Origin of the sequence: Nocardioides bruguierae (assembly GCF_023554635.1) — a bacterium.
GTDB lineage: Bacteria > Actinomycetota > Actinomycetes > Propionibacteriales > Nocardioidaceae > Nocardioides > Nocardioides bruguierae.
The window spans coordinates 130206-149815 of sequence record NZ_JAMJPH010000010.1 but is presented as its reverse complement, the minus strand read 5'-3'; the positions used below and the strand labels follow the sequence as shown (position 1 = coordinate 149815).

The window sequence follows — 19610 nt, the reverse complement described above, 5'->3', positions numbered from 1 at the left end:
GGCCACGACCTCACAACTTCTGGACGGGGGCGTAGCGCAGGAGGAGCCGCTTGACGCCGGCGGAGCCGAAGTCGATGGACGCCACGGACTTGTCGCCCTGACCCTCGACGGAGACGACCGTGCCGAGGCCGAAGGAGTCGTGGGTGACCCGGTCGCCCGGGTCGAGGTTCGGCACGACCTTGGCCGCCTTGGCCTTGCCTGCCGCGTCCGCCCGGGCCGCGGCTGCGGAGAAGTTGCGGCGGCCGGCCGCCGTCGGGGAGCCGAACGAGCCCGAGGACTCCCCCGAGCCGTAGGTCCGCCCCTGGCTGCCCCACTGGCTCGACAGGTCCGGCCGCGACCACGCGGCCTGGGCCGCCTCGGTGCGGCGCCAGTCGACGAGATCGACGGGCAGCTCGTCGAGGAAGCGGGACGCCGGGTTGTGCGCCGGGGCCCCCCACGCGGAGCGGACCATCGCCCGCGAGAGGAACAGCCGCTGCCGGGCGCGGGTGATCCCGACGTAGGCCAGCCGCCGCTCCTCCTCCAGCTCGGGCTGGTCGCCCAGGGCCCGGGAGTGCGGGAAGACGCCGTCCTCCATGCCGGTGAGGAACACGACGGGGAACTCCAGCCCCTTGGCCGTGTGCAGCGTCATCAGGGTGACGACGCCGTCCCCGTTCTCCTCGTCGTCGGGGATCTGGTCCGCGTCCGCCACCAGGGCCACCCGCTCGAGGAAGTCCCCGAGCCCGGGTGCCACGGTGCCCGCGTCGACGTCGGCGGGGTCCGCCGAGGGGCCGGCCTGCGGGTCCTCCGAGAACTCCCGGGCCACGGCCACGAGCTCGGCCAGGTTCTCCAGCCGGGTGGCGTCCTGCGGGTCCTCGGACTCCTCCAGCGCCACCAGGTAGCCGGAGCGGTCCAGGGTGGTCTCGAGGATGACGTCGGCCCGCTCGCCGGCCGCGACCATCTGCCCCAGCTCGAGCAGCAGGTCGGTGAAGGTGCGGATGCACGACAGCGAGCGGGTCGCCAGGCCCGGGGCCACCTCGGCGCGCTGCAGCGCCTGCCAGAAGGTGATCGACTCCCGCTCGGCGTAGGCGTTGACGCAGGCCACGGCACGGTCACCGATGCCGCGCTTGGGGGTGTTGAGGATGCGGCGCAGGGAGACCTGGTCCTCCGGGTTGGCCAGGACCCGCAGGTAGGCCAGGGCGTCGCGCACCTCGCGCCGCTCGTAGAAGCGCACGCCGCCGACGACCTTGTAGGGCTGGCCGGTGCGGATGAACGTCTCCTCGAAGATCCGCGACTGGGCGTTGGTGCGGTAGAACACCGCGACGTCGCCCGGGCGGCCGCCGGCGTCGGTGAGCGCGTCGATCTCGGAGGAGACGAAGCGTGCCTCGTCCCGCTCGTCGTCGGCGACGTAGCCGACGATCTTCTCCCCCGCGCCCGCGTCCGACCACAGGCGCTTCTCCTTGCGGCCCTTGTTGTGGCCGATGACCGCGTTGGCCGCGGTGAGGATCGTCTGGGTGGAGCGGTAGTTCTGCTCGAGCAGGATCGACGTCGCGTCGGGGAAGTCCTGCTCGAAGTCGAGGATGTTGCGGATGTTGGCGCCGCGGAAGGCGTAGATCGACTGGTCGGCGTCACCCACGACCATCAGCTCGGCGGGCGGCACGCGCTCCGCGGACGCCTCGGCCCCGGCGTCCCCGCCCGCGAGGGTGCCGGCGTCGAACGGGTCCGCGCACAGCTGGTGCACGAGCGCGTACTGCGCGTGGTTGGTGTCCTGGTACTCGTCGACCAGCACGTGCCGGAACCGGCGGCGGTACGTCTCGCGGACCTCCGGGTTCGACTGGAGCAGGTGCACCGTCGTCATGATCAGGTCGTCGAAGTCGAGCGCGTTCGCCTCGCGCAACCGCCGCTGGTACAGCGTGTACGCGGCCGCATAGGTCTCCTCGAGCTTGTTGGACGCCTCCGCCGTCGCGGCCTCGGCGTCCTTCAGCTCGTTCTTGTGGTCGCTGACCCAGTTCAGCAGCGCGTTGGGCTGGTAGCGCTTGGGGTCGAGGTCCAGGTCGTTGCAGACCAGCGTCATGAGGCGCTTCTGGTCCTGCGCGTCGTAGATGGAGAAGTTCGACTTCAGACCGGTGCGCTCGACCTCCTTGCGCAGGATGCGCACGCACGCGGAGTGGAAGGTCGAGACCCACATGATGCGGGCGCGCTTGCCCACGAGGTCCTCCACCCGCTCCTTCATCTCGGCCGCGGCCTTGTTGGTGAAGGTGATGGCCAGGATCGAGCCGGGGTGGGCACGCCGCTCCTGGATCAGCCAGGCGATCCGCCGGGTCAGCACCCGGGTCTTGCCCGACCCGGCACCCGCCACCACCAGCAGCGGCGCGCCCTCGTGGACGACGGCTGCCGCCTGCGGCTCGTTGAGGCCCTCGAGCAGCTGCTCGCGGGTCGGCCCGCGGCGCTCGGTGCGGGCCGGCGCGGCCGGGGTCAGGTGGTCGAACCCGGGCAGCATGCCACCCAGGTCGGCGCTGGCGGAGGGGCTGAAGTCGGTGTCGCTCATGCTGCCTCCAGCCTACGGCGCGCCGCCGGCCGCGGCCGAGTCGTCTCCACAGCCCCGGCCCCGGCCCCGGCCCCGGCCCCGGCAGCAGCACCTCAGGAGCGAGGCTCGACCTCCAGCACCACCTCGGGCGCCAGCCGGTAGGGCCCGCTGAGCACGAGGGCACCCAGGACGCGGCGCAGCCGCGAGACCTCGGCGCGCACGGTCACCAGGTGCTCGGCGTCCCCGTGCAGCGCGCGGCTCAGGCCGGCCGCGTCGGTGCCGGCGGACCCGGCCGCGGCGAGCGCCCGCACGATCTCGGCGTGCCGCGGCGTCAGCTGCACCCGCCAGGGCGCCCCGCCCCCGCCGTCCGCCACCTCGAGGACGGCGGGCGGGCCGGCCAGGAGCCGGGCGCGCAGCGGTCGGGCGGACGCCGCCGTGGCCGCCGGGCGCACCAGCCACCCGTCGCCGGGGCGGTCGCCGAGCGGCTCGGCCAGGCAGACCCCGAGGCCGGGCACGGCCAGCGGCCGCCCCGCCGAGGGTGCCTCCAGCCGCGGCCCGGCGGCGACCCCGACCCGGTGCGCCACCCAGCCCTCGTCGTCCACCACGAGCAACGGTCCGCTGCCGCCGACGACGTGCTCGGTGCGACGCCGCAGCCGCTCGAGGTCCTCGTGGTGGCGCCGCCACAGCCCGGCCTCGCCCAGGCGCACCGCCGAGGCCACCAGCCCGCCGATCGCCGGGTGCAGGGTCAGGGCCGGGCCGCTGACGTCCACGACCCCCAGCAGCGACCCGTCGCGCGGGTCGTGGACCGGGGCGGCCGTGCAGTACCAGGGGTGCTGCTGGGCCTCGAAGTGCTCGGCCGAGAACAGCTGCACGGGCGCCGCCTCGGCGATGGCGGTGCCGATCGCGTTGGTGCCGACCTGCCGCTCCGTCCAGGTCGCCCCCTCGGCAAAACCCAGGTCGTCGGCCTTGCGGCGGACGCCGGCGGCGCCGTCGCGCCACAGCACCACGCCGTCGGCGTCGGTGATCACCACGAGGAAGTGCGAGGCGTCCGCGACGCTGCCCAGGACGAGGCGCAGCTCGTCGACCACGAGGGAGAGCCGGCTCGCGCGCCGGGCCTCCTCGACCGCGGCCGGGCCGAGCGGGTCGCGGGCGTTGTCGCCGTCCGGGTCCAGGCCCACGTCCAGGACGCGCCGCCAGGAGCGGGCCACCAGGGCCCGGGGCCGCGACGGAGCGCGTCCGCCACCGAGCACCGCGTCGCGGATGCGGCGCAGCTCGCGGGCGCGCACGCCGAGGTCGGTGCCGGGCGCGACGGCCTCGAACCGCGGGTCGGACGCGGGAGACCGGGTGGGCATGCGGTGAGCGTAGAGCGGCATCGTGACGCACGCCACAGGAGAACCGCCCCGCGGAGCCTGCAACACGACGCAACGGTTCCGCGACCGGCACGCCCCGGAGTGTGCTGCCGGTCACACCGAGCAGGGCAGCCCGGTGAGCGAAGGGAGCACCCATGACCGAGATCCTCGACAGACCCGCCGGCACCGCGGCGGCGCCCACCCCGAGCGAGCGGGCCACCCGCTGGCTGGGCGACTTCGAGGCGGCGCTCGCCGCCCGCGACGTCCGGGCCGCGGCCGGCATGTTCGCCACCACCAGCTTCTGGCGCGACCTCGTCGCGTTCTCGTGGAACCTCACCACCGTCGAGGACCGCGCCGGGGTCGCCGACCTCCTGGAGCACACCCTGGAGCGGGTCGACCCGCACGGCCTCGTCCTCGAGGAGGAGGCCAGCGAGGACGGCGGCGTCGTGACCGCCTGGTTCGGGCTCACCACGTCCGTGGGCCGGTGCCGCGGCCTGCTGCGGCTGCGCGAGGAGGACGGCACCGACCGCGCATGGACCATGCTCACCACGATGTACGAGCTCGTCGGGCACGAGGAGCCGCGCGGCACCCGCCGCCCGATGGGGGCGGAGCACGGCGCCCGGCGCGACCGCTCGTCCTGGCTGGAGCGGCGCGAGGCCGAGGACGCCGCCCTGGGCCGCACCGAGCAGCCCTACGTCCTCGTCGTCGGGGGCGGGCAGGGCGGCATCGCCCTGGGCGCGCGCCTGCGCCAGCTCGGCGTGCCGGCCCTGGTGATCGACAAGCACGCCCGGCCCGGCGACCAGTGGCGCAGCAGGTACAAGTCCCTGTGCCTGCACGACCCCGTCTGGTACGACCACCTGCCGTACCTGAAGTTCCCGGACAACTGGCCCGTCTTCGCCCCCAAGGACAAGGTGGGCGACTGGCTGGAGATGTACACCCGGGTCATGGAGGTGCCGTACTGGTCCTCCACGGTCGCGACGTCGGCGTCCTTCTCGGAGGAGACCGGGCAGTGGACGGTCGAGGTCGAGCGGGACGGGGAGGCGCTGACGCTGCGCCCCACCCAGCTGGTGATGGCCACCGGGATGTCGGGCAAGCCGAACCTCCCGTCCTTCCCGGGCATGGAGGTCTTCCGCGGCGACCAGCACCACTCCTCGGCCCACCCCGGCCCCGACGCCTACGCGGGCAAGCGAGCCGTCGTCATCGGCTCGAACAACTCGGCCTTCGACATCTGCGGGGCCCTGTGGGAGCACGGCGCCGACGTGACGATGGTGCAGCGTTCCTCCACGCACATCGTCAAGAGCGCCTCCCTCATGGAGCACGGCCTGGGCGACCTCTACTCCGAGCGGGCGCTCGCGGCCGGCATGACCACGGAGAAGGCCGACCTGGTCTTCGCCTCCCTGCCGTACCGGATCATGCACGAGTTCCAGATCCCCGCCTACGAGAAGATGGCCTAGGTCGACGCCGACTTCTACGCCCGGCTCGAGGCGGCGGGCTTCGACCTCGACTGGGGCGACGACGGGTCGGGACTGTTCATGAAGTACCTGCGCCGTGGCTCGGGCTACTACATCGACGTCGGTGCCGCCGAGCTGGTCGCGGACGGCGAGGTGCACCTCGCGCACGGGCAGGTCGACCACCTCACCGAGGACGCGGTGGTGCTCGCCGACGGCACCGAGCTGCCGCCGACCTCGTCGTGTACGCCACCGGCTACGGCTCCATGAACGGCTGGTGCGCCGACCTGATCAGCCAGGAGGTCGCCGACCGGGTCGGCAAGGTGTGGGGCCTCGGCTCGGAGACCACCAAGGACCCCGGCCCGTGGGAGGGCGAGCAGCGCAACATGTGGAAGCCGACCCAGCAGCAGAATCTGTGGTTCCACGGCGGCAACCTGCACCAGTCGCGGCACTACTCCCTCTACCTGGCGCTCCAGCTCAAGGCCCGCCACGAGGGCATCGAGACGCCGGTCTACCGGCTCCAGGAGGTGCACCACCGGTCCTGACCCAGCATGCAGCAGCGCGCACGACAGCGCCCCACGACCCAGGACGGGTCGTGGGGCGCTGTGCGTGCGGCGTGGGCGGGTCGCCTCAGACGGTGCTGCCGCCCAGCCGCAGGAACTCCAGGTGCCGCTCGTACTGGTCGAGCACGTCGTCGATGAGCTGCACGCGGCTGTAGCCCATCACGTCGTAGCCCTGCCCGCCCTCGCGCAGGTGCACCTCGAGGCGGAAGTACCAGTCGTCGCCGCGCGACATCCGGCCGCCGTAGCTCGGGGTGGCGGCGCGGGTGCGCTGGAGCCGGTAGACGAAGGGACGCTCCCCCACGCCGGCACGCAGGACGACGGCGGGCTCGGCGACCCCCTCGTCGGCCGACTCCGTGCCCGGCTCGGGCTCGGCGACCACGGACTCCACGACGACCTCGACGCCCTGCTCGCGCAGCTCGCCCGCCACGTCCTCGAGGGCCGGGACGGCGGTCTCGGAGAGGTAGGTGTCCGCGCGGCGCTGGTCGGGGAAGTCCATGGACCGGCGCAGGCGCGACTGCCAGGAGCCGCGCTCGCGCTCGCTCGGGGTGCTGCGGCCCGAGAGCACGCCGGGCATGGCGCCGCGGCGGCTGTCGGCGAGGTGCCCCTCGGCCGAGAGCGCCTTCCACAGGCCCCACATGACGCCGATCATCACGAACGCGAACGGCAGGCCGATGATCACCGTGGCGTACTGCAGGGCGTAGATGTTGCCCGCCGCCAGGATGGCCAGCGTCAGCGCGCCGGTGGCGACCGCCCAGAAGATCCGCAGCGAGGGGCCGGCGTCGTGGTTGGCGCTCTTGAGGCGGCTCGACAGGTTCGCCATCACCAGGGCGCCGGAGTCGGCGGAGGTGACGTAGAACAGCAGGCCGATGAGGATGAACGCGCCGGCGACGAACGTGAAGCCGGGGTACTGCTGGAGCAGCGACCACAGGGCGGTGTCGGGGCCACTGGCGTCGTTGACCACGTCCGCCAGGTCGGTGTTGCCGCTGCGCAGCTCGTCGAGGGCGGCGTTGCCGAAGATCCCGATCCACATGACGATGTAGCTGAACGGGATGATCATCGTGCCGGCCACGAACTGGCGGATGGTGCGGCCGCGGGAGATGCGGGCCAGGAACATGCCGACGAAGGCCGCCCAGGCGATCCACCAGGCCCAGAAGAACAGGGTCCAGTAGCTCATCCAGTCACCGGTGTCGGTGTAGGCGAACGTCCGGTTCGTCATGCCCGGGAACATCGTCACGTAGTCGCCCACGTTCTGCACCAGCGAGTTGAGCAGGTGCGCCGTGCGGCCGGTGACGAGCACGTAGGCGGCCAGCACGATGGCCAGCAGCACGTTGAACTGCGAGATGAGCTTGATGCCGCGGTCCACGCCGGTCACCGCGGAGAGCGTGGCGATGGCGATGGCCAGCACGACCAGGCCGATCTGCACGGGCAGGCCGACGGAGAGGCCGAAGACGATCTCCAGGCCCACGTTGAGGCTGACGACGCCGATGCCCAGCGAGGTGGCGACGCCGAAGATGGTGCCGAGGATGGCGGCGGTGTCGGCGGTCGTGCCGATGGGGCCGTTCACCTTCTTGCCGAAGATCGGGTACAGCGCCGAGCGCACCGCCAGCGGCAGGCCCTGCCGGTAGGCGAAGTAGGCCAGCGCCATGCCCATCAGCGAGTACATGCCCCAGCCCGAGAGGCCGTAGTGGAACAACGTCCACACGGTGCCCTCGCGGGCGGCCTCGGTGGTGCCGCCCTCGATGGCCGGCGGGTTGAGGTACTGGAAGGCCGGCTCGTAGACGGCGTAGAAGATCAGGTCGGTGCCGATGCCGGCGGCGAACAGCATCGCGGCCCAGGCGCCCGTGGAGAACTCCGGCCGGGAGTGCTCGGGGCCGAGCCGGACCCGCCCGAACCGGGAGAAGCCCAGGCCCAGCACGAAGAGCAGCACGCTGGTGGTCAGCGCGACGTAGTACCAGCCGAACCAGGTCGACACCCAGCCGACCACGGACTCCAGGGTCGAGTAGGCGTGGTCGGGCCAGGCCACGCACCACACCGTCACGGCGAGGGTGATCGCCGCGGCGGTGAGGAACACGGGCTTGTCGAGGGTCCAGTCCTTCTGGTCCTCCGGTGGCCCGGCCGCGTCGGCGGACGGGGTGGGCGGGGTGTCGATGGCGGTCACGAGTACCTCCTGCTGGTCGTGGGGAGGGCGGGCGTGCGGCTCAGCGGCCGGCGCGGACGGTGCCGGGGGCCGCGGCGTTGCGGGGGTCGCCCTCCGGGTAGAGCGGCATGCCCGTGCCGTGCCGGTAGAACGGCGCGTCGAGGGCGGGCAGCGGCGTGTTCCCGGCGATCAGGTCGGCGGCCTTCTCGGCCAGCATCATCACGGGGGCGTAGATGTTGCCGTTGGTCACGTAGGGCATCACCGAGGCGTCCACGACGCGCAGGCCCTCGACGCCGTGCACCTTCATCGAGGACGGGTCGACGACCGCGTCCTCGCCGGTGCCCATCTTGGCGGTGCACGAGGGGTGCAGAGCCGTCTCGGCGTCCTTCGCCACCCAGTCCAGGATCTCCTGGTCGGTCTCGACCGACGGGCCGGGCGAGATCTCTCCGGCCGAGAACGGCGCGAAGGCCGGGGCCTCGAGGATCTCGCGGGCCTTGCGGATCATCTCGATCCACTCGCGCCGGTCGTTCTCGGTCGAGAGGTAGTTGAACTGCATGGCCGGGTGCTCGTACGGGTCGGTGCTGCGGATCTTCAGCCAGCCGCGCACGTCGGAGTACATGGGCCCGATGTGCACCTGGTAGCCGTGCTCCGCGGCCGGCTGCGAGCCGTCGTAGCGGATCGCGATCGGCAGGAAGTGGAACATCAGGTTCGGGTAGGCCACGTCGTCGTTGGAGCGGATGAAGCCGCCCGCCTCGAAGTGGTTGGAGGCGCCGACGCCGCTGCGCCCGAAGAGCCACTCGGCCCCGATGCGCGGCTTGTGCCGGTGCTTGAGCCAGGGGGCGATGGAGACGGGCTGCTTCGCCGCGTGCTGGATGTAGACCTCGAGGTGGTCCTGCAGGTTGGCGCCGACGCCGGGCAGGTCGGCGACGACGTCGATGCCGAGGCTGCGCAGGTGGTCGGCCGGGCCGATGCCTGCCAGCTGCATCGTCTGCGGGGTGTTGATGGCGCCGCCGCAGAGGATGACCTCGCCGGCCTCGACGGTGCTCGAGCGGCCCTTGCGGGTGCCGCGGGTGTACTCGACGCCGGTGACGCGGTTGCCCTGGGTGCGCAGCCCCGTGACCATCGCCAGGGTGCGCACGGTCAGGTTCTTCCGCGAGCGCACGGGGTGCAGGTAGGCGCGGGCCGCGGAGAGCCGGCGGCCGCGGTGCACGTTGCGGTCGAACCGGGCGAAGCCCTCCTGGCGGTAGCCGTTGACGTCGTCGGTCAGCGGGTGACCGGCCTGCTGGGCGGCCTCGAAGAACGCGTTGAAGAGCGGGGACGTGGCGGGGCCCTGCTCGAGCACCAGCGGCCCGGACCCGCCGCGCCAGGCGTCCGCGCCGACGCTGCCGTCGGCGAGCATCCGGGTCTCCATGCGCTTGAAGTACGGCAGCACGTGGGAGTAGTCCCAGTGCTCCATGCCGGGGTCGCCGGCCCAGCGCTCGTAGTCCATCGGGTTGCCGCGCTGGAAGATCATCCCGTTGATCGAGGACGACCCGCCGAGCACCTTGCCGCGGGCGTGGTAGACGCGACGGCCGTTCATGTGCGGCTCGGGCTCGGACTCGTACTTCCAGTCGTAGAGCTTGTTGCCGATCGGGTAGGGCAGCGCCGCCGGCATGTGGATGAAGGGGTCCAGCCGGAAGTCGCTGCGGCCCGCCTCGAGCACCAGGACGCTGGTGCCGGGGTCGGCCGAGAGGCGGTTGGCCAGGGCCGAGCCCGCCGAGCCACCCCCGACGATCACGTAGTCGTACTTCTCGCTCACTGCCCGTCCTCCGTCCGGTCGGTGAACCAGCCCGCACGGGCCGGTCGCGTGTTGTGCCAGATGTGCTTGGTCTCGCGGTACTCCTCGAGCCCGGCGAGGCCGAGCTCGCGGCCGGTGCCGCTCTGCTTGAAGCCGCCCCACTCCGCCTGGGCGACGTAGGGGTGGTAGTCGTTGATCCAGACGGTGCCGTGGCGCAGCCGCTGGGCGACGCGCTCGGCGCGGCCGCCGTCCGCGCTCCACACGGCGCCGGCCAGGCCGTAGATGGTGTCGTTGGCTATCGCCACGGCGGCGTCCTCGGCCTCCTCGCGGGTCTCGCCGGAGAAGGTCTCGACGGTGAGCACCGGCCCGAAGGACTCCTCCTGCACGCAGGTCATCGCCGAGGAGCAGGCGTCGAGGATGGTGGGCGGGAAGTAGAACCCGTCGTCCCAGGCGCCGCCGGTGGGGCGCTCGCCGCCGGTGCGCAGCACCGCCCCCTCGGCCACCGCGGCGGCCACGTAGGCCTCGACCTTCTCGCGGTGCGCGGCGGAGATGAGCGGGCCGGTCTCGGCGTCGTCGTCGAAGGGGCCGCCGAGGCGGATGCCCTCGGCCCGGCGCACGAGGGTGTCGACGACCTGGTCGTGGATGCTCTCCTCCACCACCAGCCGGGCGCCCGCGGAGCAGACCTGGCCGGAGTCGAGGAACACGGCCGTGAGCGCGTTGTCGATCGCGGCGTCGAGGTCGGCGTCGGCGAAGACGACGTTGGGGTTCTTGCCTCCCAGCTCCAGGGCGACCTTCTTCACGGTCGGCGCGGCCGAGGCCATGATCCGCCGGCCGGTGACGATGCCGCCGGTGAAGGAGACCAGGTCGACGGCCGGGTGCTCGGTCAGCGTGGGGCCGACGCGGTCGCCGGCGCCGGTGACCAGGTTGGCCACGCCCTCGGGCAGGCCGAGGTCGGCCAGGGTGCGAAGCAGCCACATCGACGTGGACGGGGTGATCTCGCTGGGCTTGAGCACGAACGTGCAGCCGGCGGCCAGCGCGGGGGCCACCTTCCAGGACGTCTGGAGCAGCGGGTAGTTCCAGGGGGTGATGAGCGAGCACACGCCGATCGGCTCGTGCACGACCCGGCTGGAGACGTCCGGGACGCCGGGGTCGACGACGCGGCCGGCCTCGGCCTGGGCCAGGGAGGCGAAGTGCCGGAACACGGTGACGATGTCGTCGACGTCGATCTGCGACTCCACGAACCGCTTGCCGGTGTCGAGGGACTCCAGGCGGGCGACCTCGTCCTTCTCGGCCTCGAGCCGGTCGGCGAGGCGGTGCAGGAGGGCGGCGCGCTCGGGGGCCGGCGTCCGGGGCCAGGGGCCCTCGTCGAACGCACGGCGGGCGGCCAGGACCGCGGCCTCGGCGTCCGCGGCACCTCCCTCGGCGACGGTGACGACGTGACTGCCGTCGGCGGGACAGCGGATCTCCCGCGTCTCGCCGTCGGCGGCCGCGCGCCACGTGCCGTCGATGTGGAGGCTGGGGGTGGGCTGGGTGCTGGTGGACATGGCTCGCGCGGTCTCCTCCGGGTCTGGGACGGGCGGGTCTCGGGCTGGCGGGCTGCCGGCCGGCGGGCTGCTGGCCGGCGTGTCGGTGGTGGGGCGCCGCCCCCGACGGGCGCGCCGCGGCACCCCGCCACCGCGGGCGCGGTCGGGCGTGGCGTCGAGGGGGATCGACGAGGACGTGGTGACGACGGCGTTCCGAGAGGGGCCGGTCTCCCGGCCGGACGCGGTCTCACCCCTGCCTCCACGGTTACCGCCTGAGGGCAGGCTGAAACACCGGTGCCGGGTTTCTTTACCCGGCGCGGCGCTTGTGCGACACCCGTCGTCGCAGGTCAGGCGCCTGCCAAGAGGTTCCGGACGCAGCGACGCCGGGCCGCCCGGGGAGGCGACCCGGCGTCGCCGGGGGTACGTGTCAGCGCGGGTGCGTCACCAGAAGACGGCGACGCAGACGTTGAGGATCGTGAGGCCGAGCAGCCCGACCCACAGGCCCTGCGGGATCGACGGCTTCCTCATGTTCGCCATCACCAGCACGAGGAGCACGAGGCCGACGACGAGCTTCACGCCGATCTTGGCGTGGTTGACCGGGTCGTCACCCGCCTCCAGCACGCCGACGAGGCCCAGGCCCATGACGAACGCGGTGCCGATGCCGTCGCGCATCGCGGCGTTGACCTTCTTCTCGGGGTCGCGGGCCTGCACGAGCAGCCCGCCGAAGAGCGCGGCCCAGCCGAGCAGGTGAAGGACGAGCAGGGCGTGCCGCAGGATCTCCATGCGCTCAGCGTAGGGGGCTCAGAGGAGCCGTCGGTCGCTGGCCCACCGGGTCAGCTCGTGGCGCGAGGAGAGCTGGAGCTTGCGCAGGACGCTGGACATGTGGGTCTCCACGGTCTTCACCGAGATGAACAGCTCCGAGGCGACCTCCTTGTAGGCGTAGCCGCGGGCGATCAGCCGCATCACCTCGCGCTCGCGCTCGGTGAGCCGGTCGAGGTCGGTGTCGATCTGCGCGACCTCGAAGGTGCCCGAGAACGCGTCGAGCACGAAGCCCGCCAGCCGGGGCGAGAACACGGCGTCGCCGTCGCGCACGCGGCGGATCGCGTCGACCAGCTCGGCACCGGTGATCGTCTTGGTGACGTAGCCGCGGGCCCCGCCACGGATCGTGCCGATGACGTCCTCGGCGGCGTCGCTGACGCTGAGCGCGAGGAACCGGGCCTCGGTGCGCGCACGCCGCATCACCTCCGCTCCCCCGCCGCCGGGCAGGTGCACGTCCAGCAGGACGACGTCGGGCTGGTGGGCCTCCACGGCCGCCACCGCCTCGTCCACGTCGGCGGCCTCCGCGACCACCTCCACCACGCCCGCGCCGGCGTGGCCGAGCTCGGCGCGCACGCCGGCGCGGAACATGGCGTGGTCGTCCACCACGACCACGCGGGCCGGGCCGGTGCCGGGGGTGGGGGTGCTGCTCATCGGTCGTCTCCTGGGGCGGGGTCGGGCAGGGGCAGGTACAGCCGGATCTCGGTGCCCTCGCCGGGGGCGGTGCGGACGACGGCGCGGCCGCCGTGCCGGGCCATCCGCTCGTGCACGGAGCGACGCAGGCCCAGCCGGTCCTCGGCGACCGCGTCGGGGTCGAACCCGGCACCGCGGTCGCGGACGTCGACCTCGACCTCGCGCGCCCCGACCTCGGCGTAGACGTCGACCCGGTCGACGCCGGCGTGCTTCGCGGCGTTCACCACCGCCTCGCCGGCCGCGGCCACGACGGGCCGCAGCCCCTCGGACCAGGGGGCGTCCCCGACGACGACCACCTCGACGGTCACCGGGAAGCGTCCCTCGGTGTCGGCAGCCAGGGCGCGCAGCGCGCCGGCCAGCGTCTCGGCACCCGTCTCGTCCTGGGCGTAGAGCCAGGAGCGCAGGTCCCGCTCCTGGGCGCGGGCGAGCCGGGCGACGGTGGCGGGGTCGTCCGCGGAGCGCTGGATCAGCGCCAGGGTCTGGAGCACGGAGTCGTGCAGGTGGGCGGCCATGTCGGCGCGCTCCTGGCTGCGCACGCGCTCCTCGCGCTCGGCGCCGAGGTCGCTGGCCAGGCGGTGCACCCACGGCCCGACAACCACGGCGATGCCGGCGACGCCGAGGCCCGCGGCGAGCGCCAGGTCCCACGCGCCGGCCAGGGAGCCGTCGCTGAGCACGAACCACCCCAGCGCCGCGAGCACCAGCAGCAGGCCGGCGGCGACCCGGGCGTAGGCGGCCCAGCCGCCGTTGCCGAAGACCATCCGGACGGGGTCCAGCCCCGAGCGGGGGTCGAGCCACCGCTCGCGCTGCGCCTCGTCGGCCTGACGCCAGAGCAGGGCGACGCCGACGACCGCGACGGCCAGCGGCCAGAACACCGCGGCCCGGCCGAGCACCGCCTCGAGCAGGAGCAGCACGCCGACGCCGAGCGCGGCCAGCGCGACGAGCGGGCCGACGTCCGCCATCCGTCGTCCGGCGCCCTGGCGGCGGCCGGTGCGCTCGTGCCCGGCGAGCCCGGGGGCCAGCGCCGCCTCGCGCGCGGGCGGGAGGAAGAGCCACAGGCCGGCGTAGAGCGCGACCCCGAGGCCGCCGAGCACCGCGGCGACGAGGAACGCGACCCGCACGGTCAGCACGCCCAGCCCCAGGTGGTGGGCCAGGCCGGCGGCCACGCCGCCGAGCACCGGCGCCTCGGTGTCGCGGTAGGCGCGGCGGGGGGCGGCCCACGGACCGGGCGCAGGACCGGGCGCAGGACCGGGCACAGGACCGGGCGCGGCGCCGGGCGGGGGTGGCTGCTCCGCCGGTGCCGCGGGTCGGGGCTCGGTGCTCGTCATGGTGCTCCCACTCTCCCACCAGCCGGGCGCGCGCGGGACCGGTGAGGCCCCTGGTCCTGCCCGCCCGGGACTCAGGGTCATCACGGAGACGAGGGGCGACCCCCTCCACCGCCGAGGGGCGACCCCGGGGCCCGGGCCGGAGGTCCTCGGGGTCGAGGACGGTGCCGGACCAGGGTCGTCCCCGATGGTGGTGGGGTCGCCGGCGCTGGAGAGTGGAGCCATGGACACCACCAGCCCCGACGCCTCGGGCAGCGACGCCCGCGGCGAGTCCGCGCCCGGCCCGGCCGCCCCCGGCCCGGGCCCGCAGGACGGCGGACCGCGCGTCACCGGCGCCCAGGTCCGCGACCTGCGCCGCCTGCGCCGCTCCACCTCCGACAAGACCGTCGCCGGCGTGGCCGGCGGACTGGCCCGCCACCTCGACGTCGACCCGGTCATCCTCCGCGTCGGGTTCGTCGTGCTCGCGTTCTTCGGCGGCGCCGGGCTCCTGCTGTACCTGGCCGGCTGGCTGCTGCTGCCCACCGACGACGGCCGTCCCGCGACCCTGCGGCTGGACGACCGGAGCCGCACCGTGGCGCTCACCCTGGCCCTCGCCGTGGCCGCGCTGGCCCTCGTGGCCGACCTGGTCGACACGAGCGTCGGGGTCTTCGACATCCCCTGGGGCCTGGTCCTGCTCGCCGCCCTGGTGGTGTGGCTGGTGACGCGCCGCTCGGGGGACCAGCCCCCGCAGACCCCGCCGTACCACCAGCCCCCGCACCCCCAGTCCTCGCACCCCCAGGCGGGCCCTCAGCAGCCCGGGACGGCGTACGCCGTCGGGACGACGGGCCCCGCGACGGGCCCCGCGACCGGGCCGGTGACCTCGCCCGCGGCCGAGGGCGTGGCCTACCGCCCCTTCCAGCCACCCCTGCCCCCGCGGGACCCGCGCAAGCGCGGCCCGCTCCTCTTCGGCCCCACCCTGGCGCTGCTGCTGCTCGCCTGGGGCGTCCTCGGTGTCGTGGACGTCGCCGGCCTCGACGTGCCGGGCTCGGCGTACCCGGCCCTCGGCGTGGTCGTGGCGGCCGTGGTGCTCCTCGTGGGTGCCTTCTGGGGTCGGGCGGGCGGCGTCATCGCCCTGGGCCTGCTGCTCGCCGTCGCGACGCTGGTCAGCGGCGCGGTGGAGCGGATCGAGGCGCCGAGCACGCTGGTGGCGCCGCTCAGCGCGGCCGAGCTGCAGGACTCCTACTCGGAGGATGTCGGTCAGGTCGAGATCGATCTGACGGGGCTCCCGGCTACCGAGCTGGCGGCCCTGGACGGCCGCACCCTCGACCTGGAGCTCGGGGTCGGCGAGCTGGTCGTCGTCGTCCCCGAGGGCCTGGCAGTCGACGTCACCGGCACGGTCAACGGCGCCGGGGAGATGCAGCTGCTCACCTTCTCCCGGGAAGGCTTCGGCGGCGAGGACCCCATGATCGCCCGGGTCTACGACCCCGAGGGCGACGGCACCGCAGAGCAGCTCCCGCCGGCCCGCACCACGTCCATGACCGAGCCCGAGGCCCCGCTGCTCACGATCGACGCGAGCGTCGAGCTGGGCCGGATCGAGGTGACCACCCGATGAGCACGCAAACCGTCCCCGACCTGCGCGAGCCGCAGGAGCCCAGCGGCGGCACCCACCCCGTCAACGTCACGCACCTGGTCATGAGCGTCGTGCTCCTCGGCCTCGCCGCCACCTGGGCCCTCGTCCAGGCCGACGTCGTCGAGCGCGGCGACCTGCGCTGGCTGCTGCCCCTGCCGTGGGTCCTGGCCGGCGTGGCCGGTCTCCTCACCGCCGTGCTCGGCGGACGACGGCGGCGCGAGCGCGCCGAGGAGGCCCACCGCGAGGCCTACCGCCACTGGCTCGAGGAGGAGGACCTCCGCCACCGCCGGCAGGCGTGGGAGGAGTACCAGGCCCAGCAGCCCACCCAGCAGACCGCCGCCCCCGACGAGACCCGCCCGCTGAGCGTCTGGGACCACCCGGACGAGGCGCCGCCGGGCACCACCGACGAGACCACCGATGAGACAGGAGAAGGACGATGAGGAAGCTGTACCGCTCGCAGGAGGACAAGATCGCTGGAGGCGTCTGCGGCGGCCTGGCCGAGCACCTGGACGTGGACGCCAACCTGGTACGCCTGGCCGTCGTGGCCGGCACCGTGCTCGGCGCCGGCGTCCTCGTCGTGGTCTACGTGGCCGCCTGGCTGCTGGTGCCGCAGGCCCCCGCCACCCTCGGCTGGGCCGGGGCCACCGACACCCCGCCGGCCCCGGCCGCCACGGAGAAGTCGGAGAAGTCGGGGCAGACCGGGGAGACCGGGCAGCCCGTCGCTGCCGGCGCTCAGCCCGCCAGCGACTCCTGAACGTCGGCGTCCCGGGCCGCGAGGCACACGTCCGGGGCGTCGGTGATGAGGGCGTCGACGCCGTACTCCAGCAGCCGCTGCGCGTAGCCGGCCAGGTCACCCTGGCCGGCTGCGTCGTCCGGACGTCGGAAGGCGGCGGGCAGGAAGCGGTTCTCCGGGCGCAGCGTCCAGGTGTGGACCGTGAGCCACTCGCGGTGCGCGTGCCGCACGAAGTCGGTGGGGACGACGGCGGCGCTGCCGTCGGGGCCCACCACCTCGTCCACGAGCCAGGTGTGCCGGGGGCCGACGCCGTCGGCGTACCGCTCGATCAGCGCGAGGCCGGCCGGGGTGCCCAGGTCGGCGAAGGTGCGGGGGTCCCCCGCCGCCTCGAGGTCGGCCGGGCGCAGGTGCGGCTCGTCGAGCAGCTGCACCAGCGGCACCCGGGTCAGGGGCGCGAGCCGCTGGAGGATCGTCGGCTCGAAGGACATGATCGTGACGCGTGAGCGGGCGTGGTCGAGGCCGAAACGGGCCAGGGAGTCCAGCAGCGGCTCCTCGATGGGCAGCCCCCGGGAGGCGAAGTAGGCGGCGTCCTTGATCTCCAGCCGCACGCCCACCGTGCGGCCGCGGGCCGCGGTCTCCCGGGCGACGAGGCTGAGGACCTCGTCCAGGGTCGGGACGCCGAACGCCCCGTCGTGCTCGGCGGAGACCGGGCGCACGTCCGCGAACCGCTCGACGGCCCCGAGCGTGCGGATCTCCGCCAGCGTCAGCTGGTCGGCGAACCAGGACTCCACCGGCTCCCCGTCGATCACCCGGACGCTGCGTCGGTCGGCCAGTGCGGGGCGGGAGGCGACGTCGGTGGAGAAGGCGAGGTCCGGCTCGTGCCGGGCGAGGAGGACACCGTCAGCACTGACCACCAGGTCGAGCTCGATGTCGTCGGCGCCCTGGGCGATGGCGAGCCGGTAGGACTCCAGCGTGTGCTCGGGCCGGTAGCCGCTCGCCCCACGGTGCCCGACAACGGCCGGGGTCACGGCGAGGGAGCCGGTGCGGTGGAGCGGGTGACGCGCGCGGAGCTTCTCAGTCACGCCACCCAACGTGCGCGGGGACCCTGACAGCGCGACGACAGCGAGGTGAACGCGAGGTGAGAGGTGGACGGCGGGCGTGCGCGCTGCCTCACACGCCCCGCCGGCCGACATCTCCCTCACCGGGGCCTGCCTCACCGGCGCTCGCGCAGGATGGGGGCGTGACCGACCCGCTCGACGCCCTCCCCGCCCTGGCCGACCACCCGGCCCTGCTGGCCCTCGACCCGGTGCCCGCCCTCGAGCGCCCCGACCTCCTGGCCGACCCCGTCACCGCCGCCCTGCGCGGGTGGGCGGACGCCGGCCGCGCGCTGGTCGTCGGCATCGACCCCGACCTCGCGGACACAGCGGCGCTCAACGCCGCCCTCGGCCTGCCGGACGCCGCCGGCGCGAACTGCGTGGTGGTCGCGGGGCGACGGGCCGGGGAGGAACGGGTCGCGGCGTGCGTGGTGCGCGCCGACACCCGGGCGGACGTCAACGGGGCGGTCAAGCGGCTGCTCGACGTGCGCAAGTGCTCGTTCCTGGCGCACGAGCGGGCTGTGGCGGAGTCCGGCATGGAGCATGGCGGCATCACCCCGCTCGGTCTGCCGTCCGGCTGGCCCGTGCTGGTCGACGCCGCCGTCGCGCAGGCGCCGCTGGTGGTGCTGGGCTCGGGCCTGCGGCGCTCGAAGGTGCTGCTGCCCGGCGACCTGGTGCGGACGCTGCCGGGCGCGCAGGAGGTCGAGGCGCTGGCGCGCCCGGTGGGCTGAGCGCCGCTCGCGGCCCTCCCGAGCGGAACCGTGACAGTGCTACTGTCACGGTTGCGGGTGACGCGCGCCACGTCGGGCGCGCCGGCCCCGCCTCGTCCGGCCACGGCGTCGGGCGACGCCCAGTCCCACCCCCGGCCCCACCCGCCCAGCGAGCCACAGCGAGGTCACCCGTGAAGCTGTCCATGCCCCTCATGTACGCCGGCAACCCGCGCGAGGCGGCCGACCAGGTCGCCGCGCTGGAGAAGGCAGGCCTCGACACCGTGTGGGTGGCCGAGGCCTACGGCTTCGACTCCCCCACGCTGATGGGCTACCTGGCCGCCAAGACCGACACGATCGAGATCGCCTCGGGCATCCTCAACGTCTACTCCCGCACCCCGGGCGCCCTGCTGCAGACGGCCGCCGGCCTGGACAACGTCTCCGGCGGGCGCGCCGTGCTCGGCCTCGGCGCGAGCGGCCCGCAGGTCATCGAGGGCTTCCACGGGATGCCCTACGACAAGCCGCTGGGCCGCACCCGCGAGGTGATCCGCCTCGTGCGCTCGGGGCTGCGCCGCGAGCCGCTGACCAGCGAGGGCATCTTCAGCCTGCCGCTGCCCGCCGACCAGGGCCTGGGGCTGGGCAAGCCGCTGAAGATCCTCACCCGGCCCGAGCGCGACACGATCCCGATCTACGTCGCCGCGCTGGGCGAGAAGAACGTCGCGATGACCGCCGAGGTCGCCGACGGCTGGTTGCCCTTCCTCTTCCTGCCCGAGAAGGCGGACGAGGTCTGGGGCGCCGCCCTCGCGAAGGGCGCCGCCAAGCGGGACGCCTCGCTGGCCCCGCTCGAGATCAGCACCGGCGGCATGGTCTGCATCGGCGACGACGTGCAGCCCATGCTCGACCTCGCCCGCCCCATGTACGCGCTCTACGTCGGCGGCATGGGCGCGCGGGGCAAGAACTTCTACTTCGACCTCGCCTGCTCCTACGGCTTCGAGGAGGAGGCCACCAAGATCCAGGAGCTGTACCTGGCCGGGCACAAGAAGGACGCCGAGGCCGCCGTGCCGACCGCCTGGCTGGAGGCCGGCAACCTGGTCGGCCCCGAGGGCTACGTGAAGGACCGGATCGAGGCGTTCCGCGCCGCCGGCGTCACCAACCTCCAGGTCATGCCGGCCACGCAGGACCCGGCCGCGACCATCGCCCAGCTCAAGGAGTGGGTGGCCTGAGCGGCACCCCTCCAGCACGACCCCAGCACGACCCCGGCACGACGCCCCGGCACGACGCCCCGGCACGACGCCCCGGCACGACGCCGGACGGCGACGAGGGCCGGGCCGGCAGG

The 19610-nt window shown here is 74.1% G+C and carries 17 protein-coding genes; 8 read left to right on the top strand and 9 right to left on the bottom strand.

Translation table 11 applies throughout. The features are described from left to right. Positions 1 to 10: 10 nt before the first annotated feature. On the bottom strand, positions 11 to 2476 hold the full coding sequence (gene pcrA / locus M8316_RS07205; protein WP_250053361.1) for a DNA helicase PcrA: 2466 nt from the start codon (positions 2474 to 2476) through the stop codon (positions 11 to 13). Between the two features lie 140 nt (positions 2477 to 2616). Further along, positions 2617 to 3855 (bottom strand): sigma-54-dependent transcriptional regulator family protein, encoded by a 1239-nt coding sequence (locus tag M8316_RS07200; RefSeq protein ID WP_250053269.1) that lies wholly within the window; start codon positions 3853 to 3855, stop codon positions 2617 to 2619. Between the two features lie 152 nt (positions 3856 to 4007). Here M8316_RS07200 and M8316_RS07195 point away from each other — a divergent pair, with 152 nt between their 5' ends. From M8316_RS07195 to M8316_RS07185, 3 genes are all read left to right on the top strand, one after another. Further along, a complete protein-coding gene (locus M8316_RS07195) occupies positions 4008 to 5306 on the top strand; it encodes an NAD(P)-binding domain-containing protein (protein WP_250053267.1) in 1299 nt (432 codons plus the stop codon). 78 nt (positions 5307 to 5384) lie between these two features. Next, the gene (locus tag M8316_RS07190; RefSeq protein ID WP_250053265.1) at positions 5385 to 5570 is read left to right on the top strand and encodes a hypothetical protein; all 186 of its coding nucleotides are present in this window, start codon (positions 5385 to 5387) and stop codon (positions 5568 to 5570) included. Further along, positions 5543 to 5845 (top strand): hypothetical protein, encoded by a 303-nt coding sequence (locus M8316_RS07185; protein WP_250053263.1) that lies wholly within the window; start codon positions 5543 to 5545, stop codon positions 5843 to 5845. The genes M8316_RS07190 and M8316_RS07185 overlap by 28 nt, the downstream gene beginning before the upstream one ends. 85 nt (positions 5846 to 5930) lie before the next feature. Here the strand turns inward: M8316_RS07185 and betT are convergent, their stop codons facing one another. The 6 genes from betT to M8316_RS07155 all read right to left on the bottom strand — a co-directional run bounded on the left by betT (position 5931) and on the right by M8316_RS07155 (position 14134). After that, positions 5931 to 8021 (bottom strand): choline BCCT transporter BetT, encoded by a 2091-nt coding sequence (betT, locus tag M8316_RS07180; RefSeq protein WP_250053261.1) that lies wholly within the window; start codon positions 8019 to 8021, stop codon positions 5931 to 5933. A gap of 40 nt (positions 8022 to 8061) precedes the next feature. Further along, the gene (gene betA / locus M8316_RS07175) at positions 8062 to 9798 is read right to left on the bottom strand and encodes a choline dehydrogenase (protein ID WP_250053259.1); all 1737 of its coding nucleotides are present in this window, start codon (positions 9796 to 9798) and stop codon (positions 8062 to 8064) included. Then, the gene (locus tag M8316_RS07170; protein WP_250053257.1) at positions 9795 to 11321 is read right to left on the bottom strand and encodes an aldehyde dehydrogenase family protein; all 1527 of its coding nucleotides are present in this window, start codon (positions 11319 to 11321) and stop codon (positions 9795 to 9797) included. The genes betA and M8316_RS07170 overlap by 4 nt, the downstream gene beginning before the upstream one ends. Positions 11322 to 11741: 420 nt before the next feature. Next, positions 11742 to 12083 (bottom strand): hypothetical protein, encoded by a 342-nt coding sequence (locus tag M8316_RS07165; protein ID WP_250053255.1) that lies wholly within the window; start codon positions 12081 to 12083, stop codon positions 11742 to 11744. An 18-nt stretch (positions 12084 to 12101) separates the two neighbouring features. Next, positions 12102 to 12770: a LuxR C-terminal-related transcriptional regulator gene (locus M8316_RS07160; protein WP_250053253.1), complete on the bottom strand. Its 669-nt coding sequence runs from the start codon at positions 12768 to 12770 to the stop codon at positions 12102 to 12104. After that, positions 12767 to 14134, bottom strand: a complete 1368-nt coding sequence (locus tag M8316_RS07155) for an ATP-binding protein (RefSeq protein ID WP_250053251.1) — start codon at positions 14132 to 14134, stop codon at positions 12767 to 12769. Before M8316_RS07155 ends, M8316_RS07160 begins: the two co-directional genes overlap by 4 nt. Before the next feature lie 220 nt (positions 14135 to 14354). On the opposite strand from M8316_RS07155, the gene M8316_RS07150 reads away from it, so the two are divergent. From M8316_RS07150 to M8316_RS07140, 3 genes are read left to right on the top strand one after another with little or no spacing between them, the layout of a single operon-like run. Continuing rightward, positions 14355 to 15722 carry a PspC domain-containing protein gene (locus M8316_RS07150; RefSeq protein ID WP_250053249.1) on the top strand — a complete coding sequence of 456 codons (1368 nt, stop codon included), beginning with the start codon at positions 14355 to 14357 and terminating at the stop codon, positions 15720 to 15722. Beyond that, on the top strand, positions 15719 to 16180 hold the full coding sequence (locus M8316_RS07145; RefSeq protein ID WP_250053247.1) for a hypothetical protein: 462 nt from the start codon (positions 15719 to 15721) through the stop codon (positions 16178 to 16180). Before M8316_RS07150 ends, M8316_RS07145 begins: the two co-directional genes overlap by 4 nt. After that, entirely contained in the window at positions 16177 to 16494 is a 318-nt protein-coding gene (locus M8316_RS07140; RefSeq protein ID WP_250053245.1) for a PspC domain-containing protein, read from the top strand. Before M8316_RS07145 ends, M8316_RS07140 begins: the two co-directional genes overlap by 4 nt. On the opposite strand, the gene M8316_RS07135 is transcribed toward M8316_RS07140, so the two are convergent. Continuing rightward, the gene (locus M8316_RS07135; RefSeq protein WP_250053243.1) at positions 16473 to 17555 is read right to left on the bottom strand and encodes a glycerophosphodiester phosphodiesterase family protein; all 1083 of its coding nucleotides are present in this window, start codon (positions 17553 to 17555) and stop codon (positions 16473 to 16475) included. The two genes, M8316_RS07140 and M8316_RS07135, sit on opposite strands and share 22 nt — an antisense overlap. Before the next feature lie 158 nt (positions 17556 to 17713). Between M8316_RS07135 and M8316_RS07130 the strand changes: the two genes are divergently transcribed. Together M8316_RS07130 and M8316_RS07125 are read left to right on the top strand one after the other, a co-directional pair. Then, the gene (locus tag M8316_RS07130; RefSeq protein WP_372490564.1) at positions 17714 to 18298 is read left to right on the top strand and encodes a YbaK/EbsC family protein; all 585 of its coding nucleotides are present in this window, start codon (positions 17714 to 17716) and stop codon (positions 18296 to 18298) included. Between the two features lie 182 nt (positions 18299 to 18480). After that, positions 18481 to 19497 carry an LLM class F420-dependent oxidoreductase gene (locus M8316_RS07125; protein ID WP_250053241.1) on the top strand — a complete coding sequence of 339 codons (1017 nt, stop codon included), beginning with the start codon at positions 18481 to 18483 and terminating at the stop codon, positions 19495 to 19497. Positions 19498 to 19610 lie beyond the last annotated feature (113 nt).

Coding starts and splice junctions, on each gene's coding strand:
- M8316_RS07190 (WP_250053265.1), top strand. CDS start 5,385: ATGAAGTACCTGCGCCGTGGCTCGGGCTACTACATCGACGTCGGTGCC.
- M8316_RS07200 (WP_250053269.1), bottom strand. CDS start 3,855: ATGCCCACCCGGTCTCCCGCGTCCGACCCGCGGTTCGAGGCCGTCGCG.
- M8316_RS07125 (WP_250053241.1), top strand. CDS start 18,481: ATGCCCCTCATGTACGCCGGCAACCCGCGCGAGGCGGCCGACCAGGTC.
- M8316_RS07145 (WP_250053247.1), top strand. CDS start 15,719: ATGAGCACGCAAACCGTCCCCGACCTGCGCGAGCCGCAGGAGCCCAGC.
- M8316_RS07155 (WP_250053251.1), bottom strand. CDS start 14,134: ATGACGAGCACCGAGCCCCGACCCGCGGCACCGGCGGAGCAGCCACCC.
- M8316_RS07170 (WP_250053257.1), bottom strand. CDS start 11,321: ATGTCCACCAGCACCCAGCCCACCCCCAGCCTCCACATCGACGGCACG.
- M8316_RS07150 (WP_250053249.1), top strand. CDS start 14,355: ATGGACACCACCAGCCCCGACGCCTCGGGCAGCGACGCCCGCGGCGAG.
- M8316_RS07160 (WP_250053253.1), bottom strand. CDS start 12,770: ATGAGCAGCACCCCCACCCCCGGCACCGGCCCGGCCCGCGTGGTCGTG.
- M8316_RS07165 (WP_250053255.1), bottom strand. CDS start 12,083: ATGGAGATCCTGCGGCACGCCCTGCTCGTCCTTCACCTGCTCGGCTGG.
- M8316_RS07195 (WP_250053267.1), top strand. CDS start 4,008: ATGACCGAGATCCTCGACAGACCCGCCGGCACCGCGGCGGCGCCCACC.
- M8316_RS07140 (WP_250053245.1), top strand. CDS start 16,177: ATGAGGAAGCTGTACCGCTCGCAGGAGGACAAGATCGCTGGAGGCGTC.
- pcrA (WP_250053361.1), bottom strand. CDS start 2,476: ATGCTGCCCGGGTTCGACCACCTGACCCCGGCCGCGCCGGCCCGCACC.